This is a genomic window from Ochrobactrum teleogrylli, from assembly GCF_006376685.1.
GTDB lineage: Bacteria > Pseudomonadota > Alphaproteobacteria > Rhizobiales > Rhizobiaceae > Brucella > Brucella teleogrylli.
Window position 1 is genome coordinate 333,039 of record NZ_VEWL01000001.1, and the last position, 21,678, is coordinate 354,716.

Genomic DNA, 21,678 nt, shown 5'->3' on the forward strand with positions numbered 1-21,678 from the left:
AGAATGAGGGTTTCGGAATGAGAGCGGCTGTCTGGAGCAATGGCGAGGCCTATAGTCTCGCGCACACGCAAGTGCGCGGCATTGCCGCCGTTTGCGATCCTTCCGGCGCACTGTTTCTGCCCGATCTCGCCATGCTGGTCGTGTCTGATCTGCATCTGGAAAAAGGCTCATCCTTCGCCCGGCGTGGGCAACTGATCCCACCTTATGATACGGCGGCAACGCTCGAAATGCTCGCTGCGGCGGTCGCCCGTTATCAGCCGAAGGTGATCATCAGCCTTGGCGACAGTTTTCATGATCCGAAAGCCAGCGAACGCCTACCGTCGCTTTACGCCATCCGACTGAAATCGCTGATGGAACATCGCGACTGGTTCTGGATCACCGGCAATCACGATCCCGAACGCCCGGTCGATCTACCGGGCGATTGTGTGGAGGAACTGGCGGTGGGACCGCTTGTGTTCCGGCACGAACCCTCGCGCATGCTTGGGCAGGGCGAGATTGCGGGCCATCTGCATCCGGCGGCGCGCATCGTGCGGCGTGGGCGCTCCGTGCGTCGTCCCTGTTTCGTCAGCGATGGCGAAAGGCTGATCATGCCCGCTTTCGGTGCATATACCGGCGCGCTCAACGTGCTGGACCGCGCCTTTCGCGGCCTTTTTGTCGATGAAACGTTACGCGCCTATATGCTGGGGCAAGGCAAGGTCTATCCGATTGCCCGCGGCGCGCTGCATGGCGGTTGAACCTTTGCCTTTACGCATTATCCGACGCATCGAAGCGGGATTAGAAATCAGTCCAGTGAACTGATTTCCCCGCGGAGGCGCTTCGCACTTTTGCTGGAAATGCTCTAGTCTTTCCTGAACAGAATACGTCCGAACCAGCCGGTGAAGACCGCCAGAAAAACCGCGAACAGACCATAGAGCAGGCTATATTGGTGGGCGGCGTTATAAACGCTTTGCTCCAGACCGGCCTTGACGATTTCCAGACCGGCATTGGCTTCGCGCAGAAAGACGCCGTTGCGAAACAAAAGTGCACGCGCTTTGTGTCGTCCAACCGGCACATTGGCTGGCAGGTTGAGCGTCGCGCGAAACAAGGTGCGTGACACGAATTCCACGCCACCAATGCGCTGATTGTAGAGGCCCTGCCGGATTTTCATCTCGCGAAGTTCGGTTCCGAATTTCGGAATGTTGCCCGACAGGCTCGAAGGGTCTTCCGGGTTCAGATAGAAATTGCGCACGCCGACCGAAAGCTGACGGTAGATTTTTTCATCCGCAATATCCTGAAGATTGCGCGTCGAGGCGAGCGAATACGATAGCGGAACGCCGAGAAAAGTCTCTGAATCGGCGTTGATCCAGACGCCCAGATAACGCTCCTTCTTGCGCACCACCAGGTTGCGTTCCGGCCCCTGCAAAACCACGATAATATCGTAACGCCCCTGCCGTTGGATCATCGGATCGGCATTGTCCAGCGCGCCGAAAATCGTCAGATCCGTGCCGCCGAAGTTGGAGGTGATGGCGATGGTTTCGGTCGAAAGGCCGATATCGATCGTTTCTTCCGCAGGCGTCTGCAACTGTGGGACCGTATTGCCGTCGCCACTGGCATTAATTTGCGCGAATGCGGCGCTCGCGAGAAGCGATAGGGTGAGTGCTGAGACGAGGGCGGCGCTCCGCATCTCAAAAATCCGCTATCGTGATCGAGAACAGATTATCTGGCCGCACAAAGAGGCCAAAGGCAAGACGCAATGCAACGGCCAGCACAAGCAGGGCCAGCAAAAGGCGCAATTGTTCGCCGCGCAGTTTTTGGCCAGCGCGCGCACCATATTGCGCGCCGATCACGCCGCCAATCATCAGCAGGAAAGCCAGTACGATATCGATAGACTGGTTGGTGGTCGCCTGCATGACCGTGGTGAAAGCGGTCACGAATGTAATCTGGAAGAGCGAAGTGCCCACAACCACATTGGTCGGCACATGCAAAAGATAGATCAGCGCGGGCACCATGATGAAGCCGCCGCCGACGCCCATGATCGATGACAACAGACCGATGAAGAAGCCGATGCCGAGAACCGGAATGATGCTGACATAGATGGTCGAGGCGCGAAACCGCATTTTGAACGGCAGCCTGTGTATCCATGTGTGCTGGCCGGGGCGACGTATGGCGCCGCCTTTCTTGACGCGCCGCAAAGCGCGCAGGCTTTCCACTAGCATCAGCCCGCCAACACTACCGAGGAAGAATACGTAGAGGATCGATACGATCAGATCGAGCTGGCCCAGCTCGCGCAGCCAGGAGAAGACGAAAATGCCGAGCAGTGAACCGACAATACCGCCGGCCACGAGAAACAGGCCAAGCTTGATATCCAGCGTGCGCCGCTTGAAATGAACGAGCGCACCGGAAACAGACGAAGCGATAACCTGATTGGCACCGGTCGCGACCGCAATGGCCGGTGGAATGTTGTAGAAGATCAAGAGTGGTGTGATCAGAAATCCGCCGCCGACACCGAACAACCCGGAAAGAAAGCCGACCGCAGCGCCCATGCTGAGCAGAACCAGCATGTTGACCGATAATTCTGCAATGGGAAGATAAATACCCAATTCCGAACCCGGCTCTCACGGACGCATACGCTTCTCGGGCCCGCTGCGGTCGCGCAATCCCGCGAGGCCTGTTCACCTAACCGTCTTGCGCTGCCCGATCCGCGAAGTCAAATGCCGATTGGTATTACGGTTACCTTGCGCGGGACGTGTTACTTTCCTGCAATGGTTGGCCGCATTCCTAGGTGTTTTTCTGCAGCAACAATTGCACCAGCTTCTGATCGACATTGCCGGTTGGCTGCAGGCCGTTGGCCTTCTGGAACGAGGCAATGGCCGTGCGGGTCTTGCCGCCCATCACACCGTCCGCCGTGCCAACATCATAGCCGTTCTTCTTGAGAATAAGCTGGATGTTGCGAACTGCCTTCTTCATCTCCACCGAGCCGGTGGTGGTCGGCTTGGCTTCCGTCCAGGCATCAGGCACGTCAATGGAATTGGTGGCCTCGTTAAGCGGCTTTGCCTTCCACGACTGGACGGCGGCCTTCGCCTGTTCCAGCTGTTCCGGTTTCAGCGCTTCGGCGATCTGGTCGCGCTTCTGGGCGGCGTCCTTGTCACCGGAATTGGCGGCAAGCGCGAACCACTTGTAGCTTTCTTCCAGATTAACCGGGACACCGAGGCCCTTGGCCGCAAGAATGCCGAGATTGAACTGGCTGTCCTTCACGCCGAGGTTGGCAGCTTCGGTAAACCAGCGGGCGGCCGACGCATTGTCCGGAGCGCCGTTTGCGCCGGTTGCGAACAGAACGGCGAGATTGTGCATCGCGCTTGCATTGCCCTGCTGCGCCGAAAGCTGATACCAGATCTTGGCCTTGTCCAGATCGCGGGGCATGCCGAGGCCTTTTTCATTGAAATTGCCAAGGCGATACTGTGCCGGTGCAAAACCCTGACCGGCGGAAATGTCATACCATTTTGCGGCTTTGGTAAAGTCGGCGGTGACGCCGCGACCTTCCATGTAGCGATTGCCGATTTCGAACAAGGCGCGGGCATCGCCCTTGGCGGCGGCTTCGCGCAAGGCAGCCGGACCCGCTTCTTCCGGGATGGCCGGAATAGCGACTTGAGCCGGTGCGGAAGGTGACGTGACCTCTGCAGGCGCAGAGGCTTCGACCGGAGTGGTCGGCGCGCTGGCGATGACCGTTTCAATGGTGGACGATGGTTCCGATGCAGCGGGCGCTTCGGCCTTTTCCTGACGCGGCTCGATAATTTGTGGTGCCTCAGCCTGAACCGGAGCCTGCGGTGCTGCTGCTGGTGTCTCAGCGACGGGCGCTTCCGGCTGCGGAGCAACATCGACAGTCGCGTCGGTCGGTTCATCGTGGGTGAGGAAGGCGCTGCCGACTTGCAGACCCGCCATGGCGATCATGACGGCACCGATTGCCATCAGGATCGGCTTGCGCTGACGCTGCATGACATCGCCAACGGACTTTTTCTTCTTGCCTGCGCCCTTGGCTGAACCCTTCTGAAGCTGTTCGGATTCAGCGGCTGCAAGCTGTGCGGCGCGGCGGGCGGCAGTGATAAAATCGACCTTGCCATTGGCTGCCAGAGCGGCGTCGGCTGCATCTTCGCGCTGGCGGCGTTCTTCGCGCACGCGCTTCATGATGGAGTTTAGGTCGGGCATATGATCGCCGCCGAACCTTGCATCCGGTTCGCTCTCGACGATGGGTTCGACAGTGGCCATTTCACTTTCGAAAGCCGGGGCGTCGTTTTTGTCGAAGCTTTCGGCCTTGAGATCGCCATCGGTATTCGCGCCGTTCTTGTCAGCGCGACGTCCGCGCATTGCCTTGGCAAGCCCCCCGAACAGCGACGGCTTGCCGGAAGCTTCGCCAGCGGGCGCAGCAACGACAGCGGTTTCGCCCTGAATGGTGGCAAAGGCAGCTTCGGCGGCAGCGGCTGCAGGCGAACGAGGCGTGTTCAGGCGCGGGGCACCGGTTTCCGGAGCGGAAAAGCGCGGTGCCGGGTCGCCCGCCAAAGCCATGGCCGGGCGCGCATCGTCTTCACGCTTGTCCGGATTGCGATTGGCAAGGCTTTCACTGCCCTGACCGCCCATATCCTGTTCAAGCCGGGACAGGCGATCCACGATCTTGACCAGCGTGTCGTGCACGGCTTCAAAGGTCTTGCTGTTGCGCTCGTCCGTATTGCGGGCCAGCATTTCCAGCGACTTCATATCGTCCGCGAGCTGACGGGCAATGGCTGTGTCGCCCTGGCTACCGTGCTGGAGAACACGCGCAACGGCGCTTTCCGCCGCTTCACGCGCCGCGTCGAGAACGGTCTCTCGGTTCGTTTCGAGCGAACGTTCGATGGAATCGAGGCGCGGCTTGATCTGGGCGAGTTCGGCAACCGGCTGGGCCAGATGGTGGGCGATATTGGCAATCTGATCTTCCAGATTGCGGATGGCTTCGCTGTCGGCCAGATTTGGCATTTCATAATGCGGCGCTTGCAGCAAGCCGAGCGAGATCTGCTGCGAAATGTCGTCAAGACGACCTTCGAGCGTATGGATCGCGTCGCTGTCGATGGAGCGGCCGCCATATTGCGCATCCAGCCGTTCGGTCAGTTCCGCGAAACGGCGGTCGATGGTGTCGAGAACCGCAGGGTCCGGCTCATGGCTGCGCCGTTCGGCGTTTTCCAGCTTCTGGCCAATGGCTTCGAGGCGGGCTTCAACGCTGCGATAATCGGACTGGCTCAGATTTTCCGTGACCTTCGCGACCTGATTGGCCAGAAGGCTGATCTGGTGTGCGAGCTGTTCGGCGATGCGATCGGGCAGAGCCTGTCCGCTGGACAGCACATCGATGCGCTGCGATAGCTCGCTCAGCTTCTGGAACAAGACATCCGAGTTCTGTCGGGAAGCCGAACCGTCGATCTGGTCTGCAAGCTCGGCAAGGCGCTTCTCGATACGCTCCAAACGGCGCACATCTTCCTGATCGGGACGTTGCGCGCGGCTGGTCGCGATGATCGCACGGCTGATTTCGTCAAGCCGGGTGTCGATCTGGTTCAGCATATCCTGTTCGAAAGGCGCTGCGTTCTGCGGGTTCAGCGCGTCTTCGATGGAGTGGGTCAGCCTGCCGATCCGCTCTTCAATGGCGCTGAAAGCATGGGACTGCGGCAGGGTGCCGATGGCTTCGCGCATCTGCTCAAGGCGGGAGCCAATGGCGTTGAGCGCCGGATTAACGGCGTCATGACGCTTTTCGAAAGCCTGCATCTGCGCGTCGAAGCGGTCCCAACGATTGTCGAGACGGCGCAGGGTTTCCTCGCGGGCAAGCGTATGGACGGTGCGGTTCAATTCATCGAACTGGCGGCGCAGCGCCTGCGCATTGGCCTCGCTGCTGCGCTCGGCAAGCAGGTGCACGCTTTCGCTGAGGCGATCGAAATCGTCACTCATGCGCTGCGAAAAACCTTCTTCGCTGGCAGCGCGCTGCATGCGCGACATTTCACGGCTGGCATCGCTGATTTCAGTGCTCGATGCAAAGCGCGCCTTCGCCTGTTCCTGGCTGTCCCGACGCCGGCGCAGATTGTCGGCGATTTCTGCGAGACCGGCTGCGGTCTCATCCGCATAGCGCGGGGCGGCAGGCTGGTGAGCGGCAAAGGAGGGGGCGTTGGGATGCGGTGCTGCGGGAGCGTCCTGTTCCAGCTCCATCAGGCGGCGCTCAAGACCGGCAAGCGTGCGGTCGAGCTCCTGCATGGCTGCGGATGCGGGGCGACGCTCGCGATGCGCGTTCAAATCATCAATCCTGGAACGCGAACCGGAAGCTAGCTCTGGATTTGCCATGAGAAATTCACTTTTCCAAATGATAAGGGTCGCCGGACGCAAATTCGGGAACGCAGAACCTTAGAAACTTGCTGCACCTACATTTGTACAAACGTAGTAAACAAGTCGTTAATATGCGGGTTTTCAGCTTGTTTTTGAACGAAAATTGTCCGGTCTGACGGCTCGCGCAGGTGTGGTAGGCACCAAATTGCGGGTTCGGAACTGGCCGGGTTCATCATGGCAGTACGAACAACCAGAATCGACGGGCAGGCCGGTCATTGTGTGGCCGAAGCTTTTACCTTGAGTCGTTTTCTCAATGAGGTTCCATCGCGCCTTGGTGCGGTGGACGGGCGTTTCCGGGGGCGGAAACAGGGATTAATATGAGTGAAAAGGCCATAGAGCCTGTAACGATAGCGGAGCTCCTGACCGGGAGCAGCTTGAAGGTCAGAGAAGATTATCAGCAACGCGGCCAATTGTTCCGGATTGGCGACCTGGCGCATGAGTTTGGTCTGTCGCTGCGCGCATTGCGTTTCTACGAGGATAAAGGATTGTTGAGTCCGCGACGGGCCGGGGTCACGCGGCTTTATGACCGTGAGGACCATACCCGTCTGCGTCTCATTCTGTTTGGTCGCCAGATCGGCTTTACGCTGGCGGAGACGAAACAGCTCATCGATCTCTGGAAAGAGGGCGCAAGCGATCTCGGTCAGGTCGATGATTTGCGCGCAACGCTTTCCGGAAAGCTTGCTGAACTTGAGAAGAAGAAGGGCGAAATCGACCGCTCGATTGAAGAGCTGAAAGCGCTTCTGAAAAGACTGGTTACGCCATCGGCGTGAGTGCTGAAGGACAGATCGCCTTTTCGCGGGGGCGAAAAGGCGATCATTGTCTTTTACGCGATGTCTTCGACCTGATCGAGATAGTCGCCATAGCCTTCGGCTTCCATCTCGGCCTTCGGCACAAAGCGCAGGGAGGCGGAGTTGATGCAATAACGCAGGCCGCCGCGATCAACCGGGCCGTCCGGGAAGACATGGCCAAGATGGCTGTCGCCATGGGCGGACCGTACTTCGGTGCGAACCATACCGTGCGAGATGTCGTTCAACTCGCTGACATTGGCCGGTTCAATCGGCTTGGTGAAGCTTGGCCAGCCGCAATGGGAATCGTATTTGTCGCTGGATGCAAAGAGCGGCTCGCCGGAAACGATATCGACGTAAATACCGGCTTCCTTATTATAGAGATATTCGCCCGTTCCCGGGCGCTCGGTGCCGCTTTCCTGCGTAACGCGATATTGCTCCGGGGACAGTTTGGCGATGGCCTCTGGATTCTTGCTGTAGCTCATGGGTAAAACTCCCTGTCATTCCACTTGAATCTAGGCCGTCTGTCGCAACTATTCCAGAGGGCGGCTTGGGAATTTGATGGGTTTCAACTGTCTTGCGTGACCAGTGCGGTTTCAGCTGTGCGCGTCACTTCCTGCAGTACGAAAAGCGCATTTTCCAGCGATTGACGGTCGATCTTTTCGAGAAGCTCGGCGCGGATATGATGCGTCACTTCCTGAAGTTCGCGAACCTGTTGCTGTCCTTCAGGCGTCAGCTCAATGCGCTTGGCGCGACGGTCGCCTTCCACCGGAACACGGCGGATAAGCTCCTGTTTTTCCAGCCCATCCAGCAGGCGGACAACCGATGGATGCTCGATTTCCAATGCATCGGCCAGTTCGCGCTGGTTCCAGTCGCGATCCTGCGCAAGCAACAGCATCACGCGGGCGCGTGATAGCGTTAGGCCAAGCGCCCGAACGCGAGAGTCAAATAGGTTGCGCATTTTTCGGGCCGCAGTGGATAGGCCCATCGTGAACGCGGCGTGCAGTTCCTGTTTCGGGTCATACATTACTTAGCAATCTAAAATATGGGTGTGCTATACATATAGCGATCTCCGGTTTGATCGCAAGGGTTGCGGCTGGTTCATTGCAGCTTTCGGTAACCCTGAAATGACAACGTTTGCACAATTTTGCTTTACGTACCTCAAAACGAAAGTTAAGCTCGCAATTGTGAGGCTTTGGGAGGAGTTCACGTGCGATTTGATTATCAGGATCAATGGCGGGGAAGTTACGGCTGCAAGCGTAGCGCATCGAACGGTGCACGCTTATGACTTCGGCTGCAAATCCCGACAAAACTGCGCTTCTTGAAGCCCGATCCCTGTCGAAATCTTTCGGCCCTGTGCAGGTGCTGAAAAATATCAATCTGCAAATTTACGGTGGTGAGGTTCACGCGATCATCGGCGAGAACGGCGCCGGTAAATCGACGCTGATGAAGCTTCTTGCAGGCAATGAACGCCCGACAGCCGGTGAAATCCTTATTGACGGCAAGCCAATCGCCTTTGCAAATCCGGTTGAGGCCGAAGCACAGGGCATCGTCCTTGTGCATCAGGAAATATTGCTCGCACCCGATCTGACAGTTGCGCAAAATATTTATCTCGGTCGGGAGCTGTTAAACGGCATTACGGTCAACGACCGCTCCATGCGCGAGGGCGCACGCAAGGCGATACGGGACCTCGGTGCCGATATTAATCCCGATGCGGTGGTCGGCAGCCTGTCGATAGCGCAACGCCAGCTGGTGCAGATTGCGCGGGTTCTGTTGGTGCCGCACCGCGTGGTGATTTTCGACGAACCGACAGCTTCGCTGACGCCGGTTGAGACCGAAGCTCTGTTGAAGGTCATTCGCGATATCCGTGCCAAGGGCGTGGCGGTCCTCTACATTTCGCATCGCTTGCCGGAAGTGAAGGAAATCTCCGACCGGGTAACAGTGCTGCGGGACGGAACGCTTGTTGCTGCGCATATGGCGTCGGAGCTGCAGCCAGCCGACATGGCGCGTCTGATGGTCGGGCGCGATGTGGCGAAGCTTTATCCAGACCGCGCAACGCAGCATGGCGTTGAAGCTGTTCTGGAGGTCAGCGGCTTTTCCGTGCCCGGCTATGTGAAGGAAGCGAGTTTCCGCCTGAACAGAGGCGAGATACTGGGTTTCGCGGGACTGGTCGGCGCTGGCCGCACGGAACTGATGGAAGGCGTCGTGGGCCTGCGGCCCGGTAAGGGCGATGTGCGCCACAATGGCAAACCCGCGCATTTCCGCGATGCCCATGACAGTCTGACGGCGGGCATCGCCTATCTGAGCGAAGATCGCAAAGGCAAGGGACTGTTGCTGACCAAGGATCTTGGCATCAATCTGACGCTCGCTTCACTCACGAAATTCGTCAGCCGCTTCCAGATCGACCGCAACAAGGAGCGCGTGGCGCTGGATGATGCAATCCGCGATTTCGACATTCGCACGGGGAACAAGGACATTCTGGCCGGGCAATTGTCCGGGGGTAACCAGCAGAAACTGCTTCTGGCCAAGATGATGATGCTCGATCCATCTATTGTCATCATCGACGAGCCGACCCGCGGCATCGATGTCGGGACCAAGGAGCAGATTTATCAGTTTATCGCCAGTCTGGCTGACGAGGGGCGTTCGATCATTGTCGTGTCATCGGAAATGCCGGAGCTGATCGGTATTTGCGACCGTATCATCGTGATGCGCGAAGGACGCATCGCGGGCGAGGTTACGGGCGAGCGAATGACGGAACATGACATCGTCGTTCTGGCGACCGGTGTTAATGCAGAAGCGGCCTGAACGGCAATAAACAGAAAAAGACAATGAGTGGGAATTCAATGACACAGGTTGCGACTGATAAAAGCCGGGTACCGAAGACGTCCAACGACTGGGACCTGAGAGCCATCGCGCCATTCATCGCGCTTGCTCTTCTGCTGGTTCTTGGGGCAATCGCCAATCCCAACTTCATCAGCATTGACAATCTGCTGAATGTCGCAACGCGCAGCGCCTTCATTGCCATCATCGCGCTCGGCGCGACCTATGTGATCTCGTCGGGCGGTCTCGATCTTTCCGTCGGGGCAATGGTGGCCTTTGTCGCCAGTATCATGATCCTGTTCATGAACAGCGGCATCATCGCCGATCCGGTGATGATGCTGATTGCCGCCGTCATGCTGGCGGTCGTGGTGGGTGCGGCCTGCGGCCTCCTGAACGGACTGATCACGACGGTTGGAGGGATCGAGCCTTTCATCGCGACGCTCGGCACGATGGGCATCTATCGCGGTCTTACGACATGGCTGTCGCAGGGCGGCGCGATTACGCTCCGCAATCCAGACATACAGTCGCTTTATCGCCCGGCCTATTTTGGCACGGTTTTCGGCGTGCCTGTGCCGGTGATCGCCATCTTCGTCACGGCGGCAATTGCTGCCTTCGTCCTCTATCGAACGCGCTATGGGCGGCATGTGATTGCGGTTGGCTCCAGCGAGGATGTGGCGCGCTATTCCGGCATTTCAGTCAAGCGCGTGCGGACCATTGCCTATGTGGTGCAGGGGCTTTGTGTGGCTGTTGCGGTGCTGCTTTACGTGCCGCGCCTTGGCTCAACCTCGGCCACGACCGGTATTCTTTGGGAATTGCAGGCCATCACGGCGGTTGTGGTTGGCGGAACTGCGTTGCGCGGCGGTGTCGCCCGCGTCTGGGGCACCATCTGCGGCGCATTCATTCTGGAGATCGTCGGCAACATCATGCTGCTGTCGAACTTCATCAGCGAATATCTGATCGGGGCCATTCAAGGCGCGATCATCATCATCGCCATGCTGGTGCAACGGTCACTGTCGCGACGATGACATGCAGGAATTGGCGGGATTGCAGGGGCGATCCCGGCAAAAAGGGGTATGTCTCCCGAAACCGGGAACGGTGCTGGGAATAGGCATGCGTCCACTGAAAGAGACAAGCCCCGTTTTTTGGGAGGAAAACATGCGAAGGAAATTTTTGGGCGTTGCTTTCGCCGCTTTGGCTGCAAGTGCCATGGCATTTACCAGTGTCGCCAGTGCACAGGACAAGAAAGTCACCATAGGCGTTTCAATTCCGGCTGCCGACCATGGCTGGACGGCAGGTGTCGTCTATCACGCCGAGCGCGTGGCCAAGCTTCTGATGCAGGAGCATCCGGGCCTGAACGTCATCGTCAAGACCTCGCCGGATGCGGCCAATCAGGCCAATGCATTGCAGGATCTGGCGGTGCAGGGGCTTGACGCGCTGGTCGTGCTGCCATCCGATCCTGATCCGCTGGTCAACGCAATCAAGGAAATCAAGGACAAGGGCACATTCGTCGCGCTGGTCGACCGTGCGCCGAGCAACAATGACAATTCGATCCGCGATCTCTATGTCGCCGGTAACAATCCGGCGCTCGGTCAGGTTGCAGGAGAATATATCAAAAAGACCACGCCGGATGCGCAGGTCGTGGTTATTCGCGGCATGCCGATCCCGATCGACCAGCAGCGTCAGGACGGCTTCGACAAGGGCATTGAAGGCTCCAACGTCAAGGTTCTCGACCGCCAGTACGGCAACTGGAACCGCGACGATGCTTTCCGCGTGATGCAGGACTTCCTGACCAAATATCCGAAGATCGACGTGGTCTGGTGTCAGGATGACGACATGGCCGTTGGCGTTCTCGAAGCCATCAAGCAGGCCAACCGCAGTGATATCCAGTATATCGTTGCCGGTGCCGGTTCCAAGGACATGATCAAGAAGGTCATGGACGGCGACAAGCTTGTGCCGGTCGATGTGCTCTATCCGCCAGCGATGGTGGGCACGGCCATGCAGCTCACGGCTGGTCATTTCTATGACCAGACCCCGGTCAGCGGCAACTACATCCTCGATGCAACGCTCGTCACGAAAGACAATGCCGAGCAGTTCTACTTCCCGGATTCGCCATTCTGATCCGTTTGTGTGCGCCCGCCGGTTTGGCGGGCGCATTTTCATTTTATTCTGGAGGAGTTTCGATGAAGACGATCAAGGGGCCGGGGATTTTTCTCGGGCAGTTTGCGGGCGATGCAGCGCCGTTCAACACATGGGACGGCATCACCAAATGGGCCGCCGAAAAAGGCTATCTCGGCGTTCAGGTGCCCACCTGGGCAAGCCAGCTGATCGATCTTAAAAAAGCCTCCGAATCCAAGGATTATTGCGACGAGTTCGCCGGGGTGGCGAAGGAAAACGGGGTGGTTGTCACCGAGCTTTCCACCCATCTGCAAGGCCAGCTTGTCGCTGTTCATCCGGCCTATGATGAAGCCTTTGACGGCTTTGCCGTGCCGGAAGTGCGTGGCAATCCCAAAGCCCGACAGGCCTGGGCCGTCGAACAGGTGAAGATGGCGATCAAGGCGTCGCGCAATCTCGGTATTGGCGCGCATGCGACCTTTTCCGGCGCGCTCGCCTGGCCGTTTATCTATCCATGGCCGCAGCGGCCAGCCGGTCTGGTAGAAACGGCGTTCGATGAACTTGCACGGCGCTGGACGCCGATCCTCGACCATGCCGAGGAGCATGGCGTCGATATCTGCTACGAAATTCACCCCGGCGAAGACCTGCATGACGGTGTGACCTTTGAGATGTTTCTGGAGCGTGTGAAGAACCACCCGCGCGCCAACATGCTCTACGACCCGTCGCATTATGTGCTGCAATGTCTCGATTATCTCGACAATATCGACATCTACAAAGACCGGATCAGGATGTTCCACGTCAAGGATGCGGAGTTCAACCCGACCGGACGTCAGGGCGTCTATGGCGGCTATCAGGGCTGGGTCAATCGCGCCGGTCGTTTCCGGTCGCTCGGCGACGGGCAGGTTGATTTCGGTGCGGTCTTCTCCAAAATGGCCGCGAATAATTTTGACGGCTGGGCCGTGGTCGAATGGGAATGCGCCTTGAAGCACCCGGAAGACGGCGCGCGCGAGGGCGCGGAATTCGTAAAGGCGCATATCATTCGCGTCACCGACAAGGCGTTCGACGATTTTGCATCCGGCGGCACCGATGACGCTGCCAACCGCCGTATGCTGGGTCTTTGAGACGAAATGAGGAACTCATGACGATTGAAGCCAAAACCAAGGAAACAGCAACGCCGCGCATCCGTCTCGGCATGGTTGGCGGCGGCGCAGGGGCCTTCATTGGCGGCGTGCACCGCATGGCGTCACGGCTCGACAACCGCTTCGAACTGGTTGCGGGCGCACTGTCGTCCTCGCCGGAAAAGGCGCAAGCGTCAGGACGTGAACTGGGACTGGCGTCGGACCGCATCTATTCGGATTTCCGCGAAATGGCGATCCGCGAAGCGCGGTTGAAAAACGGCATTGAAGCCGTTTCCATTGTGACGCCGAACCACGTTCACTATGAAGCCGCGAAAGAATTCCTGAAGCGCGGCATCCATGTCATTTGCGACAAGCCGCTGACCTCCACGCTGGCCGATGCCAAAAAGCTGAAGAAAGCGGCTGATGAGAGCGGCGCGCTGTTCGTGCTGACCCACAACTATACCGGTTACCCGATGGTGCGGCAGGCCCGCGCCATGGTGACGAGCGGTGAGTTGGGCGATCTGCGTGTTGTGCAGGTGGAATATGCGCAGGACTGGCTGACCGAAGCCGTCGAAGCCACGGGCGCGAAGGGCGCTGTCTGGCGCACCGATCCGGCGCAGTCCGGCCTTGGTGGTGCCACGGGTGATATCGGCACCCATGCCTTCAATCTTGCATCCTTCGTCACCGGGCTGACATTGGACAGTCTGGCTGCCGATCTCGACAGTTTTGTCGAGGGGCGTCGGCTTGATGACAATGCGCATGTGATGCTGCGCTTTGCGGGCGGCGCCAAGGGCATGCTCTGGTGCAGCCAGGTTGCGCCCGGCAACGAAAATGCGCTTCGCCTGCGTGTCTACGGCACCAAAGGCGGCATTGAATGGGCGCAGGAAGACCCGAACCGGCTGTGGTTTACCCCGTTCGGGGGCGAAAAACGGCTTATCACGCGCGGCGGTGCGGGTGCCGGACCTGAAGCTGCACGGGTAACGCGTGTGCCTGCTGGTCATCCAGAAGGCTATCTCGAAGCTTTTGCGACGATCTATACCGAAGCAGCCAATGCTATCGAGGCGCATCGTGAAGGCAAAAAGCCGGACGGTGCGGTGATTTATCCAACCGTTGACGATGGGTTGCTAGGTGTGAGCTTTATCGACGCTTGCGTCCGCTCGTCGAAGAGAAACGGCGCCTGGGTCAATCTCTGATCGGAAGCGAATAATTAAGTTGAGCGGCCACCTTGTGGCCGCTCTGCCGTTAAAAAACCATTTTAATTGCATGTTTCTAAGCAAACGCTTGCGAAGGCGTGTTGGTCATTCTGATCTGCCCGCTTTTAGGGCAGGTCTCGCACAGAGCCGCTTGAGACATACGCGATGCAGAAATTCCGTCCCACAATCGCCAGCGGCCCATTGTGCCTTCTGACGGTGCTCTACGTTTTCATCTTCACCAACGCTTCTTTCTGGCATGCACTCGGCGCTTATTACGCTGATGCGCCGTGGAAACTGGCGGGCATTGCGGCGGCACTCGTGCTACTCCATACCGCGCTGCTTCTGGTGTTTTCGGCGAAATACGTCATCAAGCCGATCCTGATCCTGTTTGTCCTGATTGCGGCTGGCGGCTCCTATTTTACCGATACATTCGGGACGATCATCGACAAATTCGTGGTTGAGGCCGCGCTGACGACCACGCAGGCTGAATCCGGCGCGTTGCTGACGCCAAGCTTCGTTTGGCACATGGTGTTGTTCGGTGTTGTGCCGTCCTTGTTGATTGTCTGGGTGCGGGTCAAGCATCGGCCCTTGCTCGGCAAGGTGGCCGTCAATACGGGGATAATCTTCGCCTGCCTCGCGGCGTCGATTGCCATATTGGGTGTGAATTACGCGGCCTATTCTTCAATGTTCCGCGAGCACAATGCTGACATTATGCAAAAGCTGATGCCAGGAACGCCGATCACCAGCACGGTGCAATATGTAGCGCATACGATCAAGAATCGCGACATACCGATGGAGCCTCTGGGGCTTGATGCCAAACAGGCGATGACGAAGCTGCCTGCAGATAAGAAGCTGCTGACGGTTGTTGTCGTGGGTGAGACTGCACGCGCACAGAATTTTAGCCTCAACGGCTATTCGCGGGAAACCAACCCGGAATTGAAGCAGCGCAATATTGTCGCCTTCACCGACACGACGAGTTGCGGGACGGAAACCTCGGTTTCGGTGCCCTGCATGTTCTCGCCTTTTACACGCGAGGAGTTTTCCAATACCAAGTTTCGTGGATCGGAAAATCTGATGGACGTGCTGCAACATGCAGGTGTCCAAGTGGCCTGGTATGAAAACAATACCGGCAGCAAAGGTGTTGCCGACCGCATCAAGACGATCGAGCTGCAAGCCGTCAAGGACGCGCGTTACTGCGAGGGCGGCGAATGTATCGACCAGATTCTGGTCGATAGTCTGGGCAAGGAACTGAACGCGCTTTCGGGCAATGCCACCATCGTGCTGCATATGACGGGCAGCCATGGCCCGGCTTATTTTCGCCGTTACCCGGAGGAATTCGCGAAGTTCAAGCCTGATTGCCGCTCCAACGATTTCGCCAAATGCTCGCATGACGAGATCGTCAATGCCTACGACAATTCAATCCTTTATACGGATCACATCCTGTCTGAAGTCATTGATATGCTGAAAGCGCATGAAGATAAATTCGCTTCGTCGATGATCTACATGTCCGACCACGGCGAGTCTCTCGGCGAAGATGGTCTCTATCTTCATGCCGCGCCGTATTTCATTGCGCCATCGCAGCAGACCCATGTGCCGTTCATCACATGGTTTGCGCCGGACTATGCGGCTGATACGGGACTTGACGTCGATTGCCTGAAGAAGACAGTTGCCGAACCGTCCTCGCATGACAATCTTTTTCATACGGTGCTTGGCATGATGCAAATCAAAACAACGGTTTACGATCAAAAGCTCGACCGTTTTGCCGTGTGCCGCAAGCCGCACACGGTGGCGTTGAACTAAGTTGAAACCCCACCGAATGGCGGGGTTTGATAGCATCTAGAGCGGTTCCGGTTAAAACGGAATCGGGAAACCGCTCTATCTACTTGTTCTTACGCATTATCCTACGTATCGAAGCGGGAACAGAAATCAGTCCAGTGGACTGATTTCCCTGCGTAGGCGCTTCGCACTTTTGCTGGAAATGCGCTAGGTCAGACGTAGCGATTGACCACGTTCTCCAGATATTCCTGACGGCCTGATTTCGGACGCGGATTGATGTTCTGCGTTTCAACGGCAGTGGCGATCTGTTCAAGCGACAAGTCCCCCAGAAGCTTCTTGCCGAATTCGCCGCCCCAGCCCGCATAGCGTTCCTCCAGCGGCTTTGAAAGCGCGCCATCTTCTAGCATGCGCGCCGCAGCCTTGAGGCCGCGCGCACAGCAGTCCATGCCGCCGATATGTCCGATCAGCAGATCCTGCGGGTCGAGCGACTGGCGGCGTAGCTTGGCGTCGAAATTCGTGCCGCCCGTTTTGAAACCGCCACCAAGAAGCACCTGATAATAGGCCAGCGCCATCTCCGGTACATTGTTGGGAAACTGGTCCGTGTCCCAGCCGGACTGGTAATCATTGCGGTTCATATCGATGGAACCGAGGATGCCGAGCGTGCGCGCCAGCGCCAGTTCATGCTCGAACGAGTGCCCGGCAAGAATGGCGTGGCCCTGTTCGATGTTCAGCTTCACTTCGTTTTCGAGGCCATAGCGTTTCAGGAAGCCATAAACGGTGGCCACATCGTAATCATATTGGTGTTTTGTCGGTTCCTGGGGCTTCGGTTCGATCAGGATCGTGCCTTTGAAGCCGATCTTGTGTTTGTACTCGACAACCAGACTGAGGAAACGTCCCATATGGTCGAGTTCGCGCGATAGATCGGTGTTGAGCAGCGTTTCATAGCCCTCACGACCACCCCAAAGCACGTAATTCTGGCCGCCAAGCCGCATCGTGGCGTCAAGACAGGTTTTGACCGTGGCCGCCGCGAAGGCAAAAGCTTCCGGGTCGGGATTGGTTGCCGCGCCCGCCATATAGCGGCGATGAGAGAAGAGATTGGCGGTCCCCCAGAGCAGGTTTATGCCGGTTTCAGCCTGCTTTTTCTCAAAAATATCAACAATTTCGTTAAGGTTTTTGGTGTTTTCCGCGAAGTTCGCGCCTTCCGGACGCACATCGGCATCGTGAAAGCAGTAGTACGGTGCGCCGAGCAGCGAAAAGAACTCGAAGGCGACATCGGCCTTCAGCTTTGCCGCTTCCATATCGTTGGAATACCAAGGCCGCTCAAATGTACGCCCGCCAAACGGGTCGCCGCCTTCCCAGGCGAATGTGTGCCAATAGGCAACCGCGAAACGCAGGTGATCTTCCATGCGTTTGCCAAGCACGATCTCGTCAGGATTGTAGTGTCGAAATGCCAGCGGATTATCGCTGTCTGCGCCTTCAAAACGAACTTTCTCGATGTCCCCGAAAAATCCGGTTGCCATTGTTATCCTCCCATTTGATTTATTCTTCAGCCAGCCAACGAGTGCAGGGCCGGGTAGAGCGCGCGATAGCGCTGATAGGCTTCGTCATAAGCGGAGAGCAGCGCCTGTTCCGGCACGACAGTACGGGCGGTGCGCGGGGGCGTGCAGATCGAAAACGGATCGGCGCCGCTGGCCGCAATCAACCCCAGACGTGCTGCGCCAAAAGCCGCGCCAAAGTCGCCTTCTTCCGGCAGCGAGATGGGCGTGTTCAGCGCCGTTGCGATCGATTTTAGCCAATAGGCCGAGCGAGAACCGCCGCCAACTGCGATGAGCGAATGAATTTCGGTGCCCGCCGATTGGAGCGCGACGAGGCTGTCGCGAATGGCGAAGGCGACGCCTTCCAGAACGGCCTGTGTCATGGCGTTGCGGTCGGTCTCATGTTCGAGACCATTGAAGCTGCCGCGAATTTTGGCGTCATTATAAGGGGTGCGTTCGCCGGAGAGATAAGGCAGGAAAGTTACACTGCCGGGCGTCTGGACGGTGTCACCCAGTTCCTGATCAAGCGCGTGCGGGGTCGTGCCGACGACACGCGCGAACCAGTCAAGCGCGCTTGCCGCCGAAAGGATGACACCCATCTGGTGCCATGTGCCCGGCAGCGCGTGGCAAAAGGCATGGACAGCGCTTTCCGGCTTTGGCTGATAAGCGCCATTGGCGGCAAACAGGACGCCGGATGTGCCAAGCGACACGAACGCATGGCCGGGCTTTACAGTCCCCATGCCGCAGGCCGAAGCGGCGTTGTCACCCGCACCGCCAGCGACCACAGGGCGACCGCCGATACCCCAGCGCGCGGCGAGTTCGGCACGCAGTTGTCCCGTCGCGTCGCTGCCTTCTGCAAGGCGCGGCATGTGGCTTTCGGTCAGCCCCGTCTTTGCAAGCAATTCGGACGACCAGTGACGCCCGCCCGTGTCGAGCCAGCTTGTCCCGGCGGAATCCGACATGTCTGATACGTGTTCGCCGGTTAGCCAGAGGCGCAGATAATCCTTGGGTAACAGGATCTTACGCGTCTTGGCGAAGGTTTCGGATTCATTGCGGGCGACCCAGACCAGCTTCGGTGCCGTAAAGCCCGGAAAGACGATATTGCCGGTAATAGTGCGGAAGGCCGGATCGGCATCAAGCTCCGCGGCTTCGCGATAGCTCCGCGTGTCGTTCCAGAGAATGCAGGGGCGCAACACCTGATCCGTATCGTCCAGCAATGTCGCACCATGCATCTGGCCGGAAAGGCCGATGCCCTTGATGGCTGCGAATTCTTTCGGATGAGCTTGCCGCAGGGCGTCGATGGCAGTTTCAGTCGCGCTGATCCATTGGGCGGGGTTCTGCTCGCTCCAGCCTGCATGCGGGCGCGAAACGTCCAACTCGCCATGGGCGGAACCGACAAGTCGCTGATTGTCGTCGATCAGAAGTGCTTTGACGCCGGATGTTCCAAGATCGAGGCCGAGATACATGGTGGCTCCTGTCGGAATTTCACGATGGCCGATGGTTCAGCAGAACTGCGGCAGGTTATCTTTGAGAAAGATTTCGATGCGGATATGTTCCTGTCCCGCAATGATCGGCAGACGATCTGCGGACGCTTTCAGGATGCGAATGGCGCTGCGGATTTCATGCCCGGCATCCTGTGCCAGAACGCCATGCACCAGCCCCTGTTCCAGCGCCTGCGAGGTGGCTTCATCGCGTTCATGGGCAATCACCAAAGGGCGTTTTCCCTCATGGGTGGCGAGCGCGCGAAGCAGGCCGCCATTGCCAGCGCCGAGGCTGTAGATGCCTGCAATATCGCTGCGCTCGCGAAGGAGGGTGCGCACCAGATTTTCCACGCGCACATCTTCGTCGAGGCCTTCAAGGGCGGGGAGGATGGAGCGTTCCTGAAAATCGCTTCGCATGGCGGAGGTGAAGCCATCGAAACGTTCGCGATGATCGCGCACTTTCAACGAGCCGGTGAGAATGGCGATGACACCGTCTGTCCCATTCGCAAACAGGCCGAGAAGACGGGCCGCCGTACGTCCCGCTGCAACATTGTCCACGCCGACATAATGTTCACGGGCGGAGTGGCCGAGGTCAGAAACCAGCGTCACGGCATGCACGCCGCTTGCGCGTAGCCGGTCACAGGCTGCGCGAACCGGATCCGTATCGAGCGCGACAAAAGCCACACCATCCGGCTTACCAAGGGCGCTGGCGTCAAGTGCTGCGACCAGCGCAAGCTCGTCAAACGCCGGAACCAGAACGAGATTGATCGAGACACGCTCGGTCAGCGCGCGTTCGCTCGCAACAGCGATCTCTTCGCGAAGGCTGAGCATGAAGGTGTTGTCATTGTCGGGCACAATGAAATCGAAATGATAGAGTCGGCTGCGGGCCAGATTGGCGGCCCCCACATCGCGGACATAGCCAAGCGTATTCATTGCCTCCATCACCCGTTCACGGGTTTTGGACCGGACGCCGGGGCGGTCGTTCAAAACGCGATCAACCGTGGCAAGGCTGACGCCTGCAGTGCGCGCTATATCATGAACGGTAGGTTTCATTCCTGCTCCTCCGCGCAAACCATAGGAGCAAAAATGAGGTACGTAAATCAAAAAATTTTAATTTCGATTTTTGTTGAGATATCAACAGGGTCGGGCGGTAATTTCGCGTTGGGCGAAGCAGATATGACGTAACGTGATGACGCAGATGCCAAAGGAAAGGGCGGCTTCAGCCGCCCGATCCGGTCTCTTGGAATCAATCCCAATAGGGGCGCGGTCTGTAATGCCTTGGCCGGTCCCGATATCCGTCGCGCCAGTGATCGCGGCGCCAGTCTCTTGGCGGCGGCCCCCAGCCCCAGCGTGGTGGTGGCGGGCCCCATCCCCAACCGGGCGGCGGGGGTGGCGGACGGCGATATCGGGGAACACACACGCCGCGACGTGACATGCGCCAGCCGGGGCCGCACCAGTAATCCGCTTTCTGCACCAGCCCCGATTGCGCGGGCGCTTGCAGATTGCCGACCGGGTTGGCTTCGGCATTAAAGGCGAACACCGCCAGTGCCGCAGCTAAAGAAAGTACCGACACTCTCATGTCGTTTCTCCATCTCGTTTAACGGCACCAGTCTGGTCTCCCAATTGGGACTATTCGCGGCAGCTGAAATCAATTTGCCTGTACGGCGGATATAATCACGCTACCAGTGAGGCACGCCATTATTGCCCGCCCAACCGTTTCATCGTTTTCTTCAAGGTCGAAATGCTTTGATATCCCGCTTCGACACTGGCAATGGCAAGCGGTATGCCCTCCGCACGTTTACGCATGACATGCGATACCCGCAGGCGCTGCCGCCATTCGACAAAACTCATGCCGGTCTGGAGACGGAACTTGCGCGTCATGGTGCGGCGACTCATGCCGACTTCATCCGCCCAGTCGTCAATCGTGAGATCGAGACCGGGATTATCCAGAAGGCTGCGACACAGCTTGCGCAACGGTTTATCGGTCGGCAGCGAAACGACATAGGGCTGTTCTTTCGCCGAGCGAACTTCGTCCAGAATAAGCGCTGTCAGATGCTGGCCGCGCCCGCGCTCATCATAGAGCACCGGTTCTTCGGCCAGAGCCTGCACGCTGGCGTCCAACAGGGGGGAAACTTTCAAAACGCGCGTCGGCTCCCAATGATCGCGCAGGACCGATTCTTCAATAAAGACCGCATGCATTTCGACCGAGCCATAAATATCGACGCTGTGCGGCACATCGGGCGGCAGAAGCACGGCATAACCGCTCGGCAGCATGAAAGCGCCATCTTCGGTTTGCGCCGTCATATAGCCACTATTGCTATAGAGAAGCTCGCCGCGCCGGTGACTATGCCAGCCGGACGAGGCGCTTTTCTCATAGTCGCGCCGCATCACCGCCAGAGGGCGTGCGATGTCCTGATAGTCGATGGCATGTTTCGGTCGCGTGCGAATTTCCATTTTGGCCCAATTTGACTGAAATTGTCATATTTAAA

At 58.1% G+C, this 21,678-nt stretch carries 18 protein-coding genes; 8 read left to right on the forward strand and 10 right to left on the reverse strand.

The features are described from left to right. Positions 1-17: 17 nt before the first annotated feature. On the forward strand, positions 18-734 hold the full coding sequence (pdeM, locus tag FIC94_RS01470) for a ligase-associated DNA damage response endonuclease PdeM (RefSeq protein WP_140023676.1): 717 nt from the start codon (positions 18-20) through the stop codon (positions 732-734). 104 nt (positions 735-838) lie between these two features. Here the strand turns inward: pdeM and FIC94_RS01475 are convergent, their stop codons facing one another. The 3 genes from FIC94_RS01475 to FIC94_RS01485 form a co-directional block, all read right to left on the reverse strand. Continuing rightward, on the reverse strand, positions 839-1,663 hold the full coding sequence (locus FIC94_RS01475) for a TIGR02186 family protein (RefSeq protein ID WP_140023677.1): 825 nt from the start codon (positions 1,661-1,663) through the stop codon (positions 839-841). Position 1,664: 1 nt separating this feature from the next. Next, a complete protein-coding gene (locus tag FIC94_RS01480) occupies positions 1,665-2,540 on the reverse strand; it encodes a sulfite exporter TauE/SafE family protein (protein WP_235858985.1) in 876 nt (291 codons plus the stop codon). A 217-nt stretch (positions 2,541-2,757) separates the two neighbouring features. Then, positions 2,758-5,979 carry a peptidoglycan-binding protein gene (locus FIC94_RS01485; RefSeq protein ID WP_371830887.1) on the reverse strand — a complete coding sequence of 1,074 codons (3,222 nt, stop codon included), beginning with the start codon at positions 5,977-5,979 and terminating at the stop codon, positions 2,758-2,760. Positions 5,980-6,686: 707 nt separating this feature from the next. Here FIC94_RS01485 and FIC94_RS01490 point away from each other — a divergent pair. Next, entirely contained in the window at positions 6,687-7,139 is a 453-nt protein-coding gene (locus FIC94_RS01490) for a MerR family transcriptional regulator (protein WP_140023679.1), read from the forward strand. Between the two features lie 53 nt (positions 7,140-7,192). On the opposite strand, the gene msrB is transcribed toward FIC94_RS01490, so the two are convergent. Together msrB and FIC94_RS01500 are read right to left on the reverse strand one after the other, a co-directional pair. Continuing rightward, positions 7,193-7,639 (reverse strand): peptide-methionine (R)-S-oxide reductase MsrB, encoded by a 447-nt coding sequence (gene msrB / locus FIC94_RS01495; RefSeq protein ID WP_109367566.1) that lies wholly within the window; start codon positions 7,637-7,639, stop codon positions 7,193-7,195. Between the two features lie 83 nt (positions 7,640-7,722). Further along, positions 7,723-8,181, reverse strand: a complete 459-nt coding sequence (locus FIC94_RS01500) for a MarR family winged helix-turn-helix transcriptional regulator (RefSeq protein ID WP_140023680.1) — start codon at positions 8,179-8,181, stop codon at positions 7,723-7,725. 257 nt (positions 8,182-8,438) lie between these two features. Here FIC94_RS01500 and FIC94_RS01505 point away from each other — a divergent pair, with 257 nt between their 5' ends. The 6 genes from FIC94_RS01505 to FIC94_RS01530 all read left to right on the forward strand — a co-directional run bounded on the left by FIC94_RS01505 (position 8,439) and on the right by FIC94_RS01530 (position 16,197). After that, positions 8,439-9,959, forward strand: a complete 1,521-nt coding sequence (locus FIC94_RS01505; RefSeq protein ID WP_140023681.1) for a sugar ABC transporter ATP-binding protein — start codon at positions 8,439-8,441, stop codon at positions 9,957-9,959. Positions 9,960-9,997: 38 nt separating this feature from the next. Continuing rightward, entirely contained in the window at positions 9,998-10,999 is a 1,002-nt protein-coding gene (locus tag FIC94_RS01510; protein WP_109367563.1) for an ABC transporter permease, read from the forward strand. Positions 11,000-11,129: 130 nt separating this feature from the next. Beyond that, positions 11,130-12,092 (forward strand): substrate-binding domain-containing protein, encoded by a 963-nt coding sequence (locus tag FIC94_RS01515; RefSeq protein WP_140023682.1) that lies wholly within the window; start codon positions 11,130-11,132, stop codon positions 12,090-12,092. A 62-nt stretch (positions 12,093-12,154) separates the two neighbouring features. After that, positions 12,155-13,207, forward strand: coding sequence for a sugar phosphate isomerase/epimerase family protein (locus FIC94_RS01520; protein ID WP_140023683.1), 1,053 nt, complete (start codon positions 12,155-12,157; stop codon positions 13,205-13,207). A gap of 17 nt (positions 13,208-13,224) precedes the next feature. Continuing rightward, positions 13,225-14,397 (forward strand): Gfo/Idh/MocA family protein, encoded by a 1,173-nt coding sequence (locus FIC94_RS01525; protein ID WP_109367560.1) that lies wholly within the window; start codon positions 13,225-13,227, stop codon positions 14,395-14,397. Positions 14,398-14,562: 165 nt separating this feature from the next. Further along, positions 14,563-16,197, forward strand: a complete 1,635-nt coding sequence (locus FIC94_RS01530; RefSeq protein ID WP_140023684.1) for a phosphoethanolamine transferase — start codon at positions 14,563-14,565, stop codon at positions 16,195-16,197. Between the two features lie 188 nt (positions 16,198-16,385). Here FIC94_RS01530 and xylA read toward each other — a convergent pair whose 3' ends face one another. The 5 genes from xylA to FIC94_RS01555 form a co-directional block, all read right to left on the reverse strand. After that, a complete protein-coding gene (gene xylA / locus FIC94_RS01535) occupies positions 16,386-17,693 on the reverse strand; it encodes a xylose isomerase (protein ID WP_140023685.1) in 1,308 nt (435 codons plus the stop codon). A gap of 26 nt (positions 17,694-17,719) precedes the next feature. Beyond that, positions 17,720-19,174: a xylulokinase gene (xylB, locus tag FIC94_RS01540; RefSeq protein WP_140023686.1), complete on the reverse strand. Its 1,455-nt coding sequence runs from the start codon at positions 19,172-19,174 to the stop codon at positions 17,720-17,722. 36 nt (positions 19,175-19,210) lie between these two features. Continuing rightward, a complete protein-coding gene (locus FIC94_RS01545; RefSeq protein ID WP_140023687.1) occupies positions 19,211-20,242 on the reverse strand; it encodes a LacI family DNA-binding transcriptional regulator in 1,032 nt (343 codons plus the stop codon). Positions 20,243-20,435: 193 nt separating this feature from the next. Continuing rightward, positions 20,436-20,768: a hypothetical protein gene (locus FIC94_RS01550; RefSeq protein WP_140023688.1), complete on the reverse strand. Its 333-nt coding sequence runs from the start codon at positions 20,766-20,768 to the stop codon at positions 20,436-20,438. A gap of 119 nt (positions 20,769-20,887) precedes the next feature. After that, positions 20,888-21,643, reverse strand: a complete 756-nt coding sequence (locus tag FIC94_RS01555) for an AraC family transcriptional regulator (RefSeq protein ID WP_109367554.1) — start codon at positions 21,641-21,643, stop codon at positions 20,888-20,890. Positions 21,644-21,678 lie beyond the last annotated feature (35 nt).

Excerpts from the sequence above, each read along its gene's own strand:
- pdeM (WP_140023676.1), top strand. The coding sequence starts at position 18 with ATGAGAGCGGCTGTCTGGAGCAATGGCGAGGCCTATAGTCTCGCGCAC.
- FIC94_RS01475 (WP_140023677.1), bottom strand. The coding sequence starts at position 1,663 with ATGCGGAGCGCCGCCCTCGTCTCAGCACTCACCCTATCGCTTCTCGCG.
- FIC94_RS01480 (WP_235858985.1), bottom strand. The coding sequence starts at position 2,540 with ATGCTGGTTCTGCTCAGCATGGGCGCTGCGGTCGGCTTTCTTTCCGGG.
- FIC94_RS01485 (WP_371830887.1), bottom strand. The coding sequence starts at position 5,979 with ATGCAGCGCGCTGCCAGCGAAGAAGGTTTTTCGCAGCGCATGAGTGAC.
- FIC94_RS01490 (WP_140023679.1), top strand. The coding sequence starts at position 6,687 with ATGAGTGAAAAGGCCATAGAGCCTGTAACGATAGCGGAGCTCCTGACC.
- msrB (WP_109367566.1), bottom strand. The coding sequence starts at position 7,639 with ATGAGCTACAGCAAGAATCCAGAGGCCATCGCCAAACTGTCCCCGGAG.
- FIC94_RS01500 (WP_140023680.1), bottom strand. The coding sequence starts at position 8,181 with ATGTATGACCCGAAACAGGAACTGCACGCCGCGTTCACGATGGGCCTA.
- FIC94_RS01505 (WP_140023681.1), top strand. The coding sequence starts at position 8,439 with ATGACTTCGGCTGCAAATCCCGACAAAACTGCGCTTCTTGAAGCCCGA.
- FIC94_RS01510 (WP_109367563.1), top strand. The coding sequence starts at position 9,998 with ATGACACAGGTTGCGACTGATAAAAGCCGGGTACCGAAGACGTCCAAC.
- FIC94_RS01515 (WP_140023682.1), top strand. The coding sequence starts at position 11,130 with ATGCGAAGGAAATTTTTGGGCGTTGCTTTCGCCGCTTTGGCTGCAAGT.
- FIC94_RS01520 (WP_140023683.1), top strand. The coding sequence starts at position 12,155 with ATGAAGACGATCAAGGGGCCGGGGATTTTTCTCGGGCAGTTTGCGGGC.
- FIC94_RS01525 (WP_109367560.1), top strand. The coding sequence starts at position 13,225 with ATGACGATTGAAGCCAAAACCAAGGAAACAGCAACGCCGCGCATCCGT.
- FIC94_RS01530 (WP_140023684.1), top strand. The coding sequence starts at position 14,563 with ATGCAGAAATTCCGTCCCACAATCGCCAGCGGCCCATTGTGCCTTCTG.
- xylA (WP_140023685.1), bottom strand. The coding sequence starts at position 17,693 with ATGGCAACCGGATTTTTCGGGGACATCGAGAAAGTTCGTTTTGAAGGC.
- xylB (WP_140023686.1), bottom strand. The coding sequence starts at position 19,174 with ATGTATCTCGGCCTCGATCTTGGAACATCCGGCGTCAAAGCACTTCTG.
- FIC94_RS01545 (WP_140023687.1), bottom strand. The coding sequence starts at position 20,242 with ATGAAACCTACCGTTCATGATATAGCGCGCACTGCAGGCGTCAGCCTT.
- FIC94_RS01550 (WP_140023688.1), bottom strand. The coding sequence starts at position 20,768 with ATGAGAGTGTCGGTACTTTCTTTAGCTGCGGCACTGGCGGTGTTCGCC.
- FIC94_RS01555 (WP_109367554.1), bottom strand. The coding sequence starts at position 21,643 with ATGGAAATTCGCACGCGACCGAAACATGCCATCGACTATCAGGACATC.